General features: G+C 55.9%; 15 protein-coding genes. 6 read left to right on the top strand and 9 right to left on the bottom strand.

Annotation, left to right across the window (positions count from 1 at the left end; translation table 11 throughout):
• Positions 1-687 precede the first annotated feature (687 nt).
• Both JUK32_RS19370 and JUK32_RS19365 read left to right on the top strand, forming a co-directional pair.
• Positions 688-1,272, top strand: coding sequence for a MarC family protein (locus JUK32_RS19370; protein ID WP_204140509.1), 585 nt, complete (start codon positions 688-690; stop codon positions 1,270-1,272).
• A 138-nt stretch (positions 1,273-1,410) separates the two neighbouring features.
• The gene (locus tag JUK32_RS19365) at positions 1,411-2,415 is read left to right on the top strand and encodes an NAD(P)-dependent alcohol dehydrogenase (RefSeq protein ID WP_204140508.1); all 1,005 of its coding nucleotides are present in this window, start codon (positions 1,411-1,413) and stop codon (positions 2,413-2,415) included.
• A gap of 399 nt (positions 2,416-2,814) precedes the next feature.
• Here JUK32_RS19365 and dcd read toward each other — a convergent pair whose 3' ends face one another.
• The 4 genes from dcd to JUK32_RS19345 all read right to left on the bottom strand — a co-directional run bounded on the left by dcd (position 2,815) and on the right by JUK32_RS19345 (position 4,585).
• Complete coding sequence (gene dcd / locus JUK32_RS19360) at positions 2,815-3,414, bottom strand: dCTP deaminase (RefSeq protein WP_204140507.1); 600 nt, start codon at positions 3,412-3,414, stop codon at positions 2,815-2,817.
• 71 nt (positions 3,415-3,485) lie between these two features.
• A complete protein-coding gene (locus JUK32_RS19355; RefSeq protein ID WP_204140506.1) occupies positions 3,486-4,049 on the bottom strand; it encodes a cob(I)yrinic acid a,c-diamide adenosyltransferase in 564 nt (187 codons plus the stop codon).
• A gap of 108 nt (positions 4,050-4,157) precedes the next feature.
• A complete protein-coding gene (locus tag JUK32_RS19350; protein ID WP_204140505.1) occupies positions 4,158-4,307 on the bottom strand; it encodes a hypothetical protein in 150 nt (49 codons plus the stop codon).
• A gap of 17 nt (positions 4,308-4,324) precedes the next feature.
• Positions 4,325-4,585, bottom strand: coding sequence for a hypothetical protein (locus tag JUK32_RS19345; RefSeq protein WP_239112858.1), 261 nt, complete (start codon positions 4,583-4,585; stop codon positions 4,325-4,327).
• Positions 4,586-4,701: 116 nt separating this feature from the next.
• On the opposite strand from JUK32_RS19345, the gene JUK32_RS19340 reads away from it, so the two are divergent.
• Positions 4,702-6,120: a pyridoxal-dependent decarboxylase gene (locus JUK32_RS19340; protein WP_204140504.1), complete on the top strand. Its 1,419-nt coding sequence runs from the start codon at positions 4,702-4,704 to the stop codon at positions 6,118-6,120.
• 58 nt (positions 6,121-6,178) lie between these two features.
• Here JUK32_RS19340 and JUK32_RS19335 read toward each other — a convergent pair whose 3' ends face one another.
• The 3 genes from JUK32_RS19335 to ftnA all read right to left on the bottom strand — a co-directional run bounded on the left by JUK32_RS19335 (position 6,179) and on the right by ftnA (position 9,251).
• Complete coding sequence (locus tag JUK32_RS19335; protein WP_204140503.1) at positions 6,179-7,090, bottom strand: hypothetical protein; 912 nt, start codon at positions 7,088-7,090, stop codon at positions 6,179-6,181.
• Positions 7,091-7,200: 110 nt separating this feature from the next.
• Positions 7,201-8,637: a D-alanyl-D-alanine carboxypeptidase/D-alanyl-D-alanine-endopeptidase gene (gene dacB / locus JUK32_RS19330; protein ID WP_204140502.1), complete on the bottom strand. Its 1,437-nt coding sequence runs from the start codon at positions 8,635-8,637 to the stop codon at positions 7,201-7,203.
• Between the two features lie 71 nt (positions 8,638-8,708).
• Positions 8,709-9,251 carry a non-heme ferritin gene (gene ftnA / locus JUK32_RS19325; RefSeq protein ID WP_204140501.1) on the bottom strand — a complete coding sequence of 181 codons (543 nt, stop codon included), beginning with the start codon at positions 9,249-9,251 and terminating at the stop codon, positions 8,709-8,711.
• 188 nt (positions 9,252-9,439) lie between these two features.
• Between ftnA and JUK32_RS19320 the strand changes: the two genes are divergently transcribed.
• A complete protein-coding gene (locus JUK32_RS19320) occupies positions 9,440-10,219 on the top strand; it encodes an HAD family phosphatase (protein ID WP_239112857.1) in 780 nt (259 codons plus the stop codon).
• Between the two features lie 66 nt (positions 10,220-10,285).
• Here JUK32_RS19320 and JUK32_RS19315 read toward each other — a convergent pair whose 3' ends face one another.
• On the bottom strand, positions 10,286-10,594 hold the full coding sequence (locus JUK32_RS19315) for a hypothetical protein (protein ID WP_204140500.1): 309 nt from the start codon (positions 10,592-10,594) through the stop codon (positions 10,286-10,288).
• A 302-nt stretch (positions 10,595-10,896) separates the two neighbouring features.
• Entirely contained in the window at positions 10,897-11,547 is a 651-nt protein-coding gene (gene upp, locus JUK32_RS19310) for a uracil phosphoribosyltransferase (RefSeq protein ID WP_204140499.1), read from the bottom strand.
• 122 nt (positions 11,548-11,669) lie between these two features.
• On the opposite strand from upp, the gene crtH reads away from it, so the two are divergent.
• Both crtH and JUK32_RS19300 read left to right on the top strand, forming a co-directional pair.
• Entirely contained in the window at positions 11,670-13,208 is a 1,539-nt protein-coding gene (gene crtH, locus JUK32_RS19305) for a carotenoid isomerase (RefSeq protein WP_204140498.1), read from the top strand.
• Between the two features lie 323 nt (positions 13,209-13,531).
• Positions 13,532-14,470 carry a hypothetical protein gene (locus JUK32_RS19300; RefSeq protein ID WP_204140497.1) on the top strand — a complete coding sequence of 313 codons (939 nt, stop codon included), beginning with the start codon at positions 13,532-13,534 and terminating at the stop codon, positions 14,468-14,470.
• Positions 14,471-14,473: the final 3 nt, after the last annotated feature.

Raw genomic sequence — 14,473 nt, 5'->3', positions numbered from 1 at the left:
GATGACCCCATGTTTTCTGGCAGCATCCTACTACAACATGACTTGTGTGTACTTAGTAGCCCAAAGCTGGGAGAGGGGGGCTAGCGGTTTGAAGTCCCTCTCTCAAGCTTGGGAGAGGGATTTAGGGTGAGGGCTAATGGGTAGTAAATTTACGCCGAGCGGTACTAGTGTTTTTGGGTCAAGTTTAACATTCACTCCTGACCGATAACCTCACTGTACCGCCCTAACCCAGAAACGAAGCCAGCTAACTATATTATTGGACCGACACATGCTGCATAACTCCCCTGTATAGGTGATTAGGTGGAAATCTTGCAGCCTAATCACCTGATCTGGGCGTTTAGGTGGCAATGCGTCAGCCTAATATCCCGATATGGGTGGTTAGGTAGACGGGTTCAGTATAATCAGCCCTTCATTACCGGTTTTAAATTGCTTAGGGTTTATTTATCATCGTTGCGGGTGATTTTCCGACATGCCATCTGAACCTTGACCCAAGCAGCTGTTAGCACAAGTGCGTGGTGCGATTCGCCTAAGGCAATACTTTTACCACCCAGAGCCGACCTAGTTCACTGCCCCCCAGCTTAAGGTGGCTGGCGAATTCACTGACGGTGATTGTTGAGGTTTATGCCCCAGCGATCGCAATCCTGAACCCGGTACTGATAATGGGAAGGTCTTGCTGTCGGGAACCCCATGTCCATTATTTCTGCCGCCATTGTGTTGCTCCTCATCTTGGATCCGTTTGGCAACTTGGTGACCATCAACACGTTGTTGTCCGATGTCCCACCGAAAAAGCGGCAGCGCATCATTCTGCGCGAGGCGTTGATTGCCTACGGTATTATGATGTTGTTCCTGTTTGGCGGCAATCCGCTGCTGTCGTTTTTCGGCGTCGAGTCGCATACCCTGAGAATTTCCGGCGGCATTATCCTATTTATCATTGCGCTGGGTATGGTGTTTCCCAGTCGCTCCGCCATGCCGTCGAGCCTGGACTCAGAGCCTTTCATTGTCCCCATCGCCATGCCGCTGATTGCGGGACCCAGTGCGATCGCGGCCCTACTCGTCATGGCCAAATCCGATCCGCAACTGCTGGGCAACTGGCTCGGAGCGCTGACTTTTGCCATGGGCATTGTCGGCGTCATTTTGTGGGCGTCACCGTGGATTTTTCAGCGCTTGGGGCCACGGGGTGCTCTTGCCGTCGAGCGCCTGATGGGGATGCTGCTGATTATTCTTTCGGTGCAGATGATGCTCGATGGCGTGGAGCAATATCTCAACTTTTGAGCGCGATCGCCATCACCTGACGGCCGGTTCGCGATACGGCCATCAGCCCCGATGAGCAGCGGAATGTGCGCTATGTACCGCCCCCCAGCGAACAATCTTGTTTAAGATGACGGCAGTTCTACTACCGACACCAGCTCTATGATTAAGGCCTACGCAGCCCACGAACCCGGCGGCAAACTCACGGCGATGGAGTACGATCCTGGCCCTCTGAGAGATACCGATGTCGAAATTGACGTTGAATTTTGCGGCGTCTGCCACAGCGACCTCAGCATGTTGGACAACGAATGGGGCATGTCACAGTACCCGCTGGTGCCGGGGCACGAAGTGATTGGGCGAGTGGCCGCGATCGGCACTGCCGTCAAATCGCTTAGCGTGGGTCAGCAAGTCGGCTTGGGCTGGTTTGCCAGCTCCTGCATGATGTGTGAGTGGTGCTTGTCGGGCAATCACAATCTTTGTCCCAATGCCGAGCAGACCATTGTGGGACGATACGGGGGCTTTGCTGACAAAGTGCGCGCCCATGAAGTGTGGGCCATTCCGCTCCCAGATGGCATTGACGCGACCAAAGCGGGACCGTTATTTTGCGGCGGCATCACCGTCTTTAACCCGATTATTCAGGCGGGCATCATGCCGACCGATCGCGTCGGCGTACTTGGTATCGGGGGACTGGGGCACATGGCGCTGCAATTTTTGCGGGCCTGGGGCTGCGAGGTGACGGCGTTTTCGTCCAGTCCTGACAAAACTGAGGAAGCCAAGTCCATGGGGGCGCACCATGTTGTGAACTCACGAGATGCCGATGCCCTGGGGGCGATCGCCGGTTCCCTCGACGCCATCATTTCCACCGTCAGCGCCGACCTCGACTGGAGCGTCTACCTCGACGCCCTGCGCCCCAAAGGCCGCCTCCACTTCGTCGGCGTCCCGCCCTCGCCCATCAGCACCCATGCGTTCGCGCTTATTGGGGGACAAAAAGCAATCTCTGGAACTCCGCTGGGCAGCCCCGCCACCACTGCAACCATGCTGGACTTTACGCAACGCCACAGCATCGAGCCCATCATCGAGACGTTCTCCTTCGGCCAAATCAACGAGGCCATGGATCGTCTGCGGGATGGGAAACCCCGCTATCGCATCGTGCTGACGCCGGATTAATGACGGGATATTCCTGCTGGGTATTAGCGCGTCATTAACCTCACCGCCTGCGGCACCTCTCCTTGCGTACCTGTTTAGCGTCAAGCTATTGCCGATCCCCCTCAATCCCCCTTAACAAGGGGGACTTTGACCCGAGATGTTCATAGCCCCTTTGCCAAGGGGACAGCGACAGCGGGGGATCTAAAGCCCCGCTAAACACATACCTCCTTGCCAAGGAGAGGTGTATTCACAAGCTGGTGAAAAACTTGACCCGAATCTGGCAGAATTTCCGGTTCCTCTCCTTGCCAAGGAGAGGTGAGGTGAGGTTCTATCGCCCGAGCAGCCATGCAGCATTCTTGTGGGATTTCCCACGGGGCGGCGACAACGGAGAGGACTACGAGGAGGCTGCTGGATCACAACTTACACACGGGCCAGGGTCACCTGCTCCGGCTGGTCTTGGTACTTGCCGCGCCGGGTCTCGTAGCTGACTTCGCACTGCTCGCCTTCAAAGAACAAGAGCTGCACCACGCCTTCGTTGGCGTACATGCGGCAGTCGGCGCTGGAAGAGTTGGAAAATTCCAAGGTCAAGTGCCCGCGCCAGCCCGCCTCTGCCGGGGTCAGGTTGGCGATGATGCCGCAGCGGGCGTAGGTGGACTTGCCAATACAAATGACGCTGATATTGTCTGGTACTTGAATGCATTCCAGGGCGACGCCTAAGCCGTAGGAATGGGCGGGCAAGATAAAGTAGCTGCCGCTGGTGTCGGTTCTCAGGGCAGTGGGCTCCAGGTTGTCCGGGCTGAAATTTTTGGGATCTACGACCGTGCCGGGAATGTGACGGAAAATCCGAAATTCCGACGGCGACAGCCGAATGTCGTAACCATAGGAAGACAAACCGTAACTGATGACCGGGCGGGTCGCGTTTAGCTCGCCCAGATCAACCTGACGAATCAAGCGCGGCTCAAACGGCTGGATCAGCCCCTCATCGGCCATTTGAGAAATCCAAGCGTCGTTTTTAATCATGTTTTTGATCCTCAAATATCTTGCAGATTAAAGCAGAGAGTCTGTCATGAGAGCGGCCCGGTAATCCCCGGTTAGGGAATGAAATGGCGGCGGAATTCGGTCACTTGGTCAGCGATCGCCAACACCGATTCCGGCATCTCTGGCCCAGTCAAAATCACATCCACTTGCGACGGGCGCTGTTGCAAAAAGTTCAGGACGGCGTCCTCAGAAATCAGATTGAGCTGCATGGCGAGACTCAATTCGTCTAACACCACCAGGGCATAGCGCCCCTGCATGGCAGCGGTTTCGGTGTGCTGCCACAGCTGAGCGATCGCGGCCTGCTCGTCCGCCGTGGCATCCCCCTTTTGCAGCGATCGCTGAATATCGGGCCGTAGCCATTCCAACCCTTGACCAAACAGCATGGGCTGCTCGACCCCCTGCCGAATGCCGCCCTTGAGAAATTGGCTAATGAGAACCGAATGCCCCTGCCCCGCGACGCGCATCGCCTGCACCATGACGTTGGTAAAAAAAGTGCGATGGGGGGAGGTAAAAACTTGGACGGTGCCAGCGACCGCATGTAACCAGGGATGCTCGATGATGCGGGCGGGTCGGTCAGGCACAGGATGCGTCAGCGGGGTGCGAAGCTGTGAAACCATACTAGGGGCGGCTCGATTTCAGTAGGCTAAATATAGCGCAATTTCCCCTAGAAGATTGATAAAAACTCTATATGTATAGATAGTTCAAAAAAACTAACCGACAAAATATCACCGCTTTTTGCAGCGGCAATTTTCACACTGGCGAATCCACGATCGCACGTCGTTAATCGCCCGCATGATAGCGAGAATTCCGCGATCGCGACGGTTAATCATGCACTTTTTTCCCACAAAAACTTCGCCGATCTGGCGGGCTGCCACGGGGGGATAGCTGCGGGTTAAGCCCGTTCTTCAAATTGCTGGTACCACACCACCGTCAGCAGCGTCGAAAAGGCACCGGCTACACTGCCCACCACCAGACCCAGCGTCGGCTGATAGCTGCCCCGTGATAAGGTCGCCATCCAGGTATGGGTCAGTTCGTTATTGACCAACCGATCCGCGATCGCGGGAAACAAATACATCAGCGCGGCTCCGAAAATGAGCCAGCCCACCATCGACGTGAGCAAAAAGATCGTCTTAGTCGTAGATTGGGTTCCCATATGCGATCACCTTGCGACGGGCAATAAAACTGCTTAAGAGCCTATCACCTTGCCACCGCACGATTAGCAAAACCCAGCCACCCTCACACCCAGCTACCCTCACACTCTGCCCCGCCATGTCCCTGCCTCCCACCGCCTTTATTCACCCGCTCGGCCACAACCGTAACGAGATCGCTGCCCTCTTCCAGGCCGCCGGCGATCGCATCCTGGTGCACCTGACCACCGCCGCTCAGCAGTCGCCGCTGCCCCCGGTAGATGAACTGCCCGCGATCGCCCTGCCGGAACTCCCGGCTGACACGGCGACGCTGCTGGAGACCATTGACCAGGCGCTGAAAACGGCGATGAATCCGGCCCATCCTGGCTACCTGGGGCACATGGATCCGCTACCGACGACGGCCTCGATTTTGGGTGATCTCGTCGTCGCGGCGTTGAACAACAACATGCTCAGTGTCGAAATGTCGCCGTTCTTTTCGCGGCTGGAACCGCTGTTGATGCAGGAAATCGCGCGGCTGTTTGGGTTGGGCGATCGCGCAGGTGGTTTATTAGTGAGTGGCGGCAGTCTCGCTAATCTCCAGGCGCTAGCGGTGGCGCGCAATGGCAAATTAGGCTGCGCCCAAGCGGGGTTAGCAGGCGCGACAAAACCACCAGTTTTGTTTGTTTCGGAAGCGGCTCATACGTCGGTAAAAAAAGCGGCGATGCTGTTGGGATTAGGCACCGAGGGGGCGATCGCCATTCCCACCAATCGCAATTCGCAAATGGCGATTGCGGCGCTGAAGGATGCGATCGCCCACGCCGAAGCCCAAGGTCAGCAGCCCTTTGCCCTGGTCGCAACGGCGGGCACTACCGTCACGGGCAACATCGATCCGCTGGTGGAGCTGGGGGCGATCGCCCGCCAGCACGACCTCTGGTTCCATGTGGACGCGGCCTATGGGGGAGCGCTGATGTTTTCGGAGGTGCACCGCGATCGCCTGCGCGGTATCGAGCAGGCCGATTCCGTTACCTTCAATCCGCAAAAGTGGCTGTATGTGACCAAGACTTGCGCCTCGGTACTGTTTCGCGACATGGGGCATTTGCAGCGCCACTTTCAGGTGGCGGCCCCGTACATGAATACGGAGGACGACTGGACGAACCTGGGGGAAATCTCCGTCCAGGGTACCCGCCACGCCGATGTGCTGAAGCTGTGGCTATCGCTGCAACATCTGGGGCGGCAAGGCTATCGCGACCTGATCGCCGCCAGCGATACCCTGACGCGAGCCTTCGTCGCTGCCATCCAAGCTCGCCCCTTTTTAGAGTTGGCGAGTCAGCCGGAAATGAATCTGGTGTGCTTTCGCGGCTGCCCCGACTGGCTCCCCGCTGATCAGTGGGATGGGTGGAACCGGGATCTCCAGCAATATTTGCTGCGCGAGGCCCACGCCTTTTTGTCGCTGCCCCGCTATCGCGGCCACAACTGGCTCAAAGTAGTGCTGCTGAATCCCTACACTACCGAGGAAGATGTGGAGCGGATATTTAGCGCGATTGACCAGTTCGCAAAGTAGATGATGTTTTTGACTACTTTAAGGTTTCCTTAGATTTGACTCAAATTACAGTCGTTATTTATAAGAGACAATCATCTGGTGGGTACTGCTCGAGAATCTTAGTGCTCAAATCTTCTGAGAAGAAAGGTACCCATCCTTGGTTCCCCCCGTAAAAGTCTATTAGTACGAATGCGTTTTGCCCATTGTTTACGACAACTCGCTCGAATGGGTAAGAAGCATAAGCAAAATCAGCTTCAGTAAAGCTGACATCTAATGGTGCATCAAACGATGGTGAACCGTAAACCTTGACAGGTGTTAAAACAAAATAACATATAGAGCCAAAGGGATATGGGAATGAATTATTGGAATTTCCTACTGGAGGAAGGTTTCCTGTATTTTCTGGCTCACGCGGAAATGTAGGCAAATTTTGCTTATCTTTTATCCAAAGCCTAATTGCTTCGCAATCAAGGCTTTGGATAATTCCAATAGTGCAGTAAAATAGAAGAGTGTCGGCTGCCTTTTGATTATGTTCTTCATCTGAATCCAAAGCGCTTCCACTAGAGTTTTCTGAGCCGTTTACTTCAATGGTGTTGATAGCATTTATGCTTCTAGAGGTGTTTCCAAGCTCATCTTGGTTTTGACCGTCTTCTTCAGGTTCTGGACTCTCTTCTTCAGGGCTTTGAGCGTCTTCTTCAGGGTTTTCTTCCTCTAAAGCACTTCTGATGAGACTAAATTCAAATTTCTGTCTTCCAAGCTGAAATTGAGCCTTTGATTGAAGATCCTGCCCCCTTACTTCAAAAAAGCCTGTAACTAATGCACCCCCGATAGCGCTAAGCAAGCTTATAACAGCCACCGAAGACGCAGTCCATCCTTTCGTAAGCGAGTCCAATAGTGGTATTGGAAGCCCCCCAAAACTGCCTTGCTTGTTATCGGCTCTGTTTGGACTTTCTTTGCTGATTTCTGCTTTACTCTCTGATTCTTGCCCTGTCATCAGTTACAAAGATTTGAGCTAATACTTGTTCAGTTACTCTATCCTGCATCATCAACATAAGTGAGTAACTTTAAGCTTTTTCTTAGGAAAAGAATACGCTGAATAAAGTCTTATTCGCATGCCTTCAGACCAGTGAGTTGCAGGACGATGTCGTCGATGATGGCGCGGGCGGTGCTGCCGCGAGCGTTGATGTTGTTGATGAAGATGCTGAAGGCGAGGGGCTCGTAGTTGGGTGGTTCCAGGTAGCCTGCGAGGGCAAAGTTGCGGCTGATAGCTCCTGACTTGCCATAGACACGACCTGCAGCGGGGGTATCTTTGAGGCGATTGCGCAGGGTGCCGCTGACGCCCGTGACGGCGAGGGAGTCGCGGTAGGTGGGGAAATGGGGCGATCGCGCCATCCCTTGCAGCGCATCGACCATGGCCCGGGGCGTGACCAAATTTTTGCGGGCGAGTCCCGAGCCATCCACCATCACCAGTTCGGCCACATCCATCCCCAGATCCGTGAGGACTTGGCGGGCGATCGCGACCCCAGCGTCCGTTGCATCGGTCGCGTTGGGCTGCTGTTGTCCCAGGATTTTCAGTAAGGCTTCCGCGTACAAATTGTTGCTGTTTTGATTGGTGGGAATCAACAGTTCCGCCAGCGGCGGCGATGTGATGCTGGCGAGGGGTGTCCAGCGATCGCCAGCCTGTACCCCAGATAACCGCGTCTGCCGGACTCGGATGTCCTGTGCGGCGAGTGCCGTTTGCAAGGCGTCCAAAAACGCTTGACTGGGGTTGGGTTCCGCGATCGAGGTGGTTTCCGCTGGGGAGCCTGCAATCAATTGGCCCCACACGCGCAACACGGGTTGCCCCAAGTCGCGCCCCACGCTGACGTATTCTGGTGCGCCCGCCGCGACCGTGGTGCTGTAATTCTCGATTTGCCAACCTAATCCCTGGCGCGGCTCAGCCCACACGACTTGCAACGGTTCGCCCAAGCCTTGGGGCACCAAATTAAGCACAATCTCGTTTTCATCCAAAATCAGCGCATTCACTGGCGCGCCATAGCCCGCCTGCACGTCTTCCCATTCCCAATTCGGGTTCACCGCCGCCCCCGGAAAGGCGGTATCGTCGCCATATAACACCTCGACCGACGGTATCGGTTGCCGGGCAAGCTGCGTGGCTAATGCCGTTAAACTAGCTTGGTCAAAGCTGGGATCGCCGCCCCCGATGACTTGCAGCGTGGTGCGATCGCCCGTGCTCGTCGTGCCCAGCACCGAGGTTTGCAGCGTGTGCTCTGGCCCCAGGGCCGTCAGCACCGCCGCCGTGGTCAGCAGTTTCAGCGTCGAAGCGGGGACAAAGAAGCGATCGCCCTCGCGACTCGCCACGGTCTCTCCCGCCAGGGTTTCGACCTGTACGCCTAACCGGGCTCCCGTGAGACCGGGCTGTGCGGCCACGGTCTCCAATGCCACGGGCAACTCCGCCGGACACAGCGCCATCGCTGGTAGCCCCACGGCACTCCACACCGCCGTCAGTCCACTCAGTTGCCAAAACCGGGGTGAAATTGGCATTGCTTTCTTCCCATCACTCTGCCTGTCGATTCAACCACATGGGCTCGCCAGATCGACAGGCTGGCGATGGCCTAAGCCGGATTCCCGCCGCTGCCCGTCAAAGCAGTGGCTTCCTTGGCGGGGGAAGTGGCGAGCTTGCCAATTTCCTGATCGATGAGGAAAAGGCCCTGACCTTCGGTACCGATGAGTTTGATTTTGTCCAAAATGCTCTTCATCAAAAACTCTTCCTGGTGCTGCTCCGCCACATACCATTGCAAAAATTGCAGGGTGGAATAGTCAGGTTCCTTGTTGGCAAAGTGGACCAGTTCGTTGATGCTGCGGGTGATGTGAACTTCGTGCTCGTAGATTTTCTCGAAGAGCGTTTGCACGGATTCATATTGGGTGGGTGGGGCATCCATGCCGCCCAGCACCACAAAGGCTCCCGTCTCGTGCATGTAACCCAACAGACGGTGCATGTGCTCGGCTTCTTCTTGGGCATGGAGCCGCAAAAATTCCTCGCAGCCATCGAGTGACTGATACGCGCACCAAGAGGCCATCTGCAAATAGAGATGCGAAGAATACATCTCTAGGTTGATTTGTTTGTTGAGGCGATCGCTCATGGCTTGGGAAAGCATCAGAACTCCTTGGCGTAACTCCGTGGACCGAGCCCTTTGAGGGTGGGTGGGGGCTTAACTAATATTTTTTTAGCGTAACGTGGGGATCAGGCGTTATTGCCAACGCGCTATCAATAAACACATAGGTTTAAGGAAACGCTAGATTGCCTTACAGTCAGCAATCCTGGTTTAAGTTGCGGAGAGCTGTGATGGCTCAGCACAATGGGCTAGACTGCATGGACAATTGCCAAGATGCCAGTTTCTTCAACTCTATGGTGCTCAAAGCTTTATTACTAGACTTTAACGGCATCGTCATCAAAGATACCGGCCTCAAAGGTCGCCTGATTGATGACATTTTGCTCTCAGAAAATTTGCGCCCCAACCCCGAAGAATATGTTGAAATGTGTGCCGAACGCAGCGATCGCGCCTGCCTCGATCGCCTACTGTCGCGGCGGGGGCGGGTCACCACGCCCGAATTTTTGGCGCAGCTGCTGGCGAAACTTACCGACCAGTATTTGCAACAGCTGGCCGACATTCCCCGACTGCCGATTTATCCTGGTTTAACCGACTTGCTGTACCAGGCCAAAGTGGCCTCGTTTCCCGTCGCGATCGTCACCAGCACAGCGCGCCAAGAGGTGGATTGGGTCTTGGATCACGCCCAGCTCGCCGACAACTTTGCGGTGCAGGTGACGGCAGAGGATATGACCATCGCGGAAGAAAAACCCGCCCCCCGTGGCTATGAAATGGCGATCGCCCGGCTCAACGAACAGTTTCCTGACCTCGCGCTGACGCCCCACAATTGTTTGGCGATCGAAGCCTGGTATCCCGGCATTGCCGCGGCTAAACAAGCGGGCATTCCCGTCGTCGGTGTCGCCCACTGTCACCCTTATCGCATGATTCAGCGGCGGGCCAACTGGGTCGTCGATTACCTCAACGAAATCGACTTTGACTGGATCGGTAGCGCCTACCGTCCCCGATCTGCCGCTTGATCTCAGGGGACGCACCCCTCTAAGGGGTGCGTCCCCTGAGATGGGGGTGCGTCCCTTGAGAGAGAGCTAATTCACATCTTCGTGGGACTGCGCTTGGCCGTTGGGCGTTCCCAGCCGATGCCGCACATCATCAATAGCAGAATTGAGCTGGGCAATTTTGTCTTCTAGCCCCCGCCGGGCAAATTCCATTTCTTCTTCCGAAGGACTAAACGCCCCGGTTTCTCCCTCTTGGTCATCCGCCAGACTAAAGGCATCCTCTTCGGCGGGTTCTCGCAACACCCGCGAGGCCACCACGGCCCCCACAATGCCGCCGACAACGCCCCCAAAGAGCGTGCCGAACAAAAATCCGCTGCCAAAGTTGTCTTGCTGACTCATGGGAAATTACAGAATTCGTCAGAACTGACGGGGCTGAAAATGATCCCCGTATGGGTATTGTTGCCGATTTCTGGACGTTTGCGTTAATCGCTTTGGATCATCTGCCGTCATAGGGCTTGCAGACCGCCCCCAAGCCTGCGTTTGGCAACGTGAAATTTTAACGGTGTCTCTGGGGCTAGAGAGTCAGAGTACCGGGTCAGAATCAATGTCCCAACGCCTGGACTGGACAAGAAATCGTCCCCACATCCACCCTCATACCCATCCACGATCCGCCACCAGAATGTTGTAGACTCACCCAATTGCTAGGTGCCAAAGGTGCGATCGCCCGCATCCCCTAAACCCGGCACAATGTAGCCATTTTCGTTTAGCCCTTCGTCAATCATCGCGGTGTAGATCGTGAGCGCTGGATACGCCTCTGCCAGCTTTTTCAGCGCGACGGGAGCCGCCACGATCGCGACGATTCTGACGTTCTCCGGCTGGATGCCGCGTTCCACCAAATCGGCCATGGCGGTCATCATGGTGCCCCCGGTGGCGAGCATCGGTTCGCTAATGAGTACCCGCGTCTCGGGGGCTAGACTCGCGGGCAATTTGTTGAGATAGCAGCTCGCTTCCAGGGTTTCTTCATTGCGGACATAGCCCACGTGGTAAACCGAGGCCAGCGGCAATACCGACTGCGCCCCCTCCATCAGCGCTAGCCCCGCCCGCAAGATCGGGATAATCATCATCGGCACTTCCGGATTCACAAAGGTGGCCGGACAGGGGGCCAGGGGGGTTTCCACTTGCGTGTCAAAAGTCGGCAGCCATTCGCGGGCGGCCTCGTAGGTGAGCCAGCGACCTAACTCGGTCATCGCGGTGCGAAACAGGGCCGACGGCGTGTTGACATCGCGAGCGACCCCTAGCCAATGTTTCACCAGGGGATGTGGGGGCACAAAGACGCGGAGTTGAGGGGCCATAAATTTGTCGGGGCAAAATGATCGGCTTCATCATACTCTGTCGCTGCGGGAATGCGATGACAACGATGGGCAGAATGCGAGATTCTATGAGGTGAGATGACTGTTGTGAATGCGATCGCCGGATGCCCACCGCTAACCCCAAAACGACTCCCCACCGCTGGCCTACCGATAGTCACTTTGACGTGATTGTGGTGGGCTCTGGCATTGGTGGCCTGGTGACGGCTACCCAGCTCGCGGCCAAAGGACTGCATCCCCTCGTGCTAGAGCATTATCTCATTCCAGGGGGCAGTGCGGGCTATTTCGAGCGCGATGGCTATCGGTTTGATGTCGGCGCGTCGATGATTTTTGGCTTTGGGCAGCAGGGCACGACGAACTTGCTGACCCGTGCCCTCGCCGCTGTGGGGCAGCAGCTGGCAACCATTCCCGATCCGGTGCAGGTGCATTACCGCTTGCCCAATGGCTTGTCGGTACGGGTGCATCGCGATTACGAAGCATTTTTGGCAGAATTGGGCGATCGCTTTCCCCACGAACGTCAGGGCATTCGCCGCTTTTACGATACCTGCTGGCAAGTGTTCAACTGCTTGAACTCGATCGAGCTGCTTTCCCTGGAAGAACCGCGTTATGTGGCTCGCGTGTTTGCCCAAAATCCCCTCGCCTGTCTCGGCTTGGCCCGACGGCTACCCGCTAATGTGGGGGGCTTAGCTCGCCGCTATTTGCACGATCCCGAACTGCTCCGCTTCATTGATATGGAGTGCTACTGCTGGTCGGTGGTGCCTGCGGCAAAAACGCCGCTGATTAACGCGGGGATGGTGTTCAGCGATCGCCACTACGGCGGCGTCAACTATCCCCAAGGCGGTGTCGGTCGCATCGCGGAGGCGCTAGTCACGGGACTGGAGGCGGCTGGGGGACATCTCCAATATCAGTCGCGGGTCAAGCGAATTGTGATGCAGCAAGGACGGGCGATCGGTGTGGAACTCGCCACGGGCGAACGTTACACCGCTGACCGCATCGTCTCGAATGCTACCCGCTGGGACACCTTTGAAACTTTATTAGAGCCGCCCCTGCCAAAGCGGGAGCAGCGCTGGCAGCAGGCTTACACGGCAGCGCCCAGCTTTCTCAGTGTTCACCTGGGGGTTGATGCGGCGGTGATTCCTCCGGAGTCCGACTGCCACCAAATCCTGCTGGATGACTGGGCCGAGTTGGAAGCGCCCAACGGTACGCTATTTCTCTCGATTCCGACCCTGCTCGATCCCAGTTTGGCCCCACCGGGTCGCCACATTCTGCATACCTTTACTCCCAGTTGGATGAGTGACTGGCAGGGGCGATCGCCCAGCGACTACGAGCAGCACAAACAAGCCCTGGCCCAACCGCTCATTCAGCGCCTAGAGCGAGTATTTCCCGGTCTGTCGGGGGCGATCGACCATTGCTCCATTGGCACGCCGCGCACCCATCGCCGCTTTTTGGGGCGTCGTGACGGCACCTACGGCCCCATGCCCGCCCACCCATTACGAGGACTCTTGGGCATGCCCTTTAACCGCACCGCCATTCCCGGCTTGTACTGTGTGGGTGACAGCACCTTTCCGGGGCAGGGCCTCAACGCGGTGGCCTTTTCCGGCTTTGCTTGCGCCCATCGGGTCGCTGCTGATTTCCCGCGATCGTAAGCACCTCAGCGACTGATTGTCTGGTCGCAGGTGTTTCTGACTCTTGGTTGCAAAGTTGGGAGAATGCCGCGTGCCGCAGCATCTACGCTGGCTGAGTCGGCCTGGAGAATGTGCCAAAGTCTACGACAATTCAGACAATTCAACTGCTTGTAACGCGGCTTCCTCCGGTCTTTGAGAGCTTGATCGTCCTAATCAAGTATCAATATTTACGCGGTTTTTCGCTTTTCTCTGATTTGCATGGCTGCTCGTCTCTATGCAATCATCAAGACCCTGGAAGCTCTATCTGATAAAACTTCCAAGCTTAGGGCGACGCGGTATATGGATTGAAAGCAGTATTGCGCTTACGTAAATTCCCGATAAAGATTGGTGATTTATATCACTTCTGCTCGATTGCCTGGAGTATTGTCGTACAAGCACGTACAAGAAAACTTGGAAGGCGTGCTGGCATGACCGTTTGGGGCTCAGTGACTTTACTGAGTACCGGGCATCGCTTCGAGCTATCTCTGGAAAAGTCGTTTCGCAATACTCGTTCCATTATGTCTTTCAACTGGCAGCAAGTCTTGACTCCAAAAGTATTTGTACTCCCCATGGCGCTTGCTATTGCGGGGGTTGGTTGGGGCGCAACGTGGGCTAATCCTGCCAGTGCCGCTTCTTTTACATTTTCCGTGAATGAGTTTACGGGAGACGATACCAAAGTTGATTTCTTGGTAGAGGATATTACGGGCGGTGTCCGAATCTCAGCCTCGATCAACACTTCGGGAACCAATGTTGCTGGCGATATCAGTGGGATTTGGTTGAATCTCGCTGACGATGCGATCGCCGGTAGCCTAGCCATCACCGGTGCAGACATCACCAAAGCGGTGCAGCAAGCTAATGCTGTCGATGATCTAGGCGGCGGCGTCAACTTCAACGGTGGCGGTAATACTAATACCTTGTTCGACCTGGGCCTGAAAATTGGCCGCAATGGTAACGACGACATCGAACAAACCAGCTTTGAGATTTTGGGTCAAGGTCTCAGCATTATTGATTTTTCCGAGCAGATGTTTGCGGTGCGGATCAAATCCAGTGACGGCAACGAAGGCAGCAGTAAGTTGATCGGCACCGGCGGCCCACCGAATCAAAGTCGCGGTTGGCAGGAATGCGGCCAAGGGGACAACCCGATTCCTTGTGCGACGGAGCCCGGCGAAGCAGCCGAATTGGCGATCGCCCCGCTGCCTCAAGTGCCTCCGGGACACCAGAAGCGAAACCGCTCCCAGCGTTGATAG

Source organism: Halomicronema sp. CCY15110, from assembly GCF_016888165.1.
Classification (GTDB): Bacteria; Cyanobacteriota; Cyanobacteriia; order Phormidesmidales; family Phormidesmidaceae; genus Halomicronema.
Note: the sequence above shows the minus strand (reverse complement) of the source record. Positions and strands in the feature narration are given on the sequence as shown.

What these genes read in the sequence shown, in the direction of transcription:
- crtH (WP_204140498.1), top strand. Translation starts at nt 11,670, where the DNA reads ATGCCCACCGCTAACCCCAAAACGACTCCCCACCGCTGGCCTACCGAT.
- JUK32_RS19370 (WP_204140509.1), top strand. Translation starts at nt 688, where the DNA reads ATGTCCATTATTTCTGCCGCCATTGTGTTGCTCCTCATCTTGGATCCG.
- JUK32_RS19315 (WP_204140500.1), bottom strand. Translation starts at nt 10,594, where the DNA reads ATGAGTCAGCAAGACAACTTTGGCAGCGGATTTTTGTTCGGCACGCTC.
- JUK32_RS19335 (WP_204140503.1), bottom strand. Translation starts at nt 7,090, where the DNA reads ATGACAGGGCAAGAATCAGAGAGTAAAGCAGAAATCAGCAAAGAAAGT.
- JUK32_RS19365 (WP_204140508.1), top strand. Translation starts at nt 1,411, where the DNA reads ATGATTAAGGCCTACGCAGCCCACGAACCCGGCGGCAAACTCACGGCG.
- dacB (WP_204140502.1), bottom strand. Translation starts at nt 8,637, where the DNA reads ATGCCAATTTCACCCCGGTTTTGGCAACTGAGTGGACTGACGGCGGTG.
- upp (WP_204140499.1), bottom strand. Translation starts at nt 11,547, where the DNA reads ATGGCCCCTCAACTCCGCGTCTTTGTGCCCCCACATCCCCTGGTGAAA.
- dcd (WP_204140507.1), bottom strand. Translation starts at nt 3,414, where the DNA reads ATGATTAAAAACGACGCTTGGATTTCTCAAATGGCCGATGAGGGGCTG.
- JUK32_RS19340 (WP_204140504.1), top strand. Translation starts at nt 4,702, where the DNA reads ATGTCCCTGCCTCCCACCGCCTTTATTCACCCGCTCGGCCACAACCGT.
- JUK32_RS19320 (WP_239112857.1), top strand. Translation starts at nt 9,440, where the DNA reads ATGGCTCAGCACAATGGGCTAGACTGCATGGACAATTGCCAAGATGCC.
- ftnA (WP_204140501.1), bottom strand. Translation starts at nt 9,251, where the DNA reads ATGCTTTCCCAAGCCATGAGCGATCGCCTCAACAAACAAATCAACCTA.
- JUK32_RS19345 (WP_239112858.1), bottom strand. Translation starts at nt 4,585, where the DNA reads ATGGGAACCCAATCTACGACTAAGACGATCTTTTTGCTCACGTCGATG.
- JUK32_RS19355 (WP_204140506.1), bottom strand. Translation starts at nt 4,049, where the DNA reads ATGGTTTCACAGCTTCGCACCCCGCTGACGCATCCTGTGCCTGACCGA.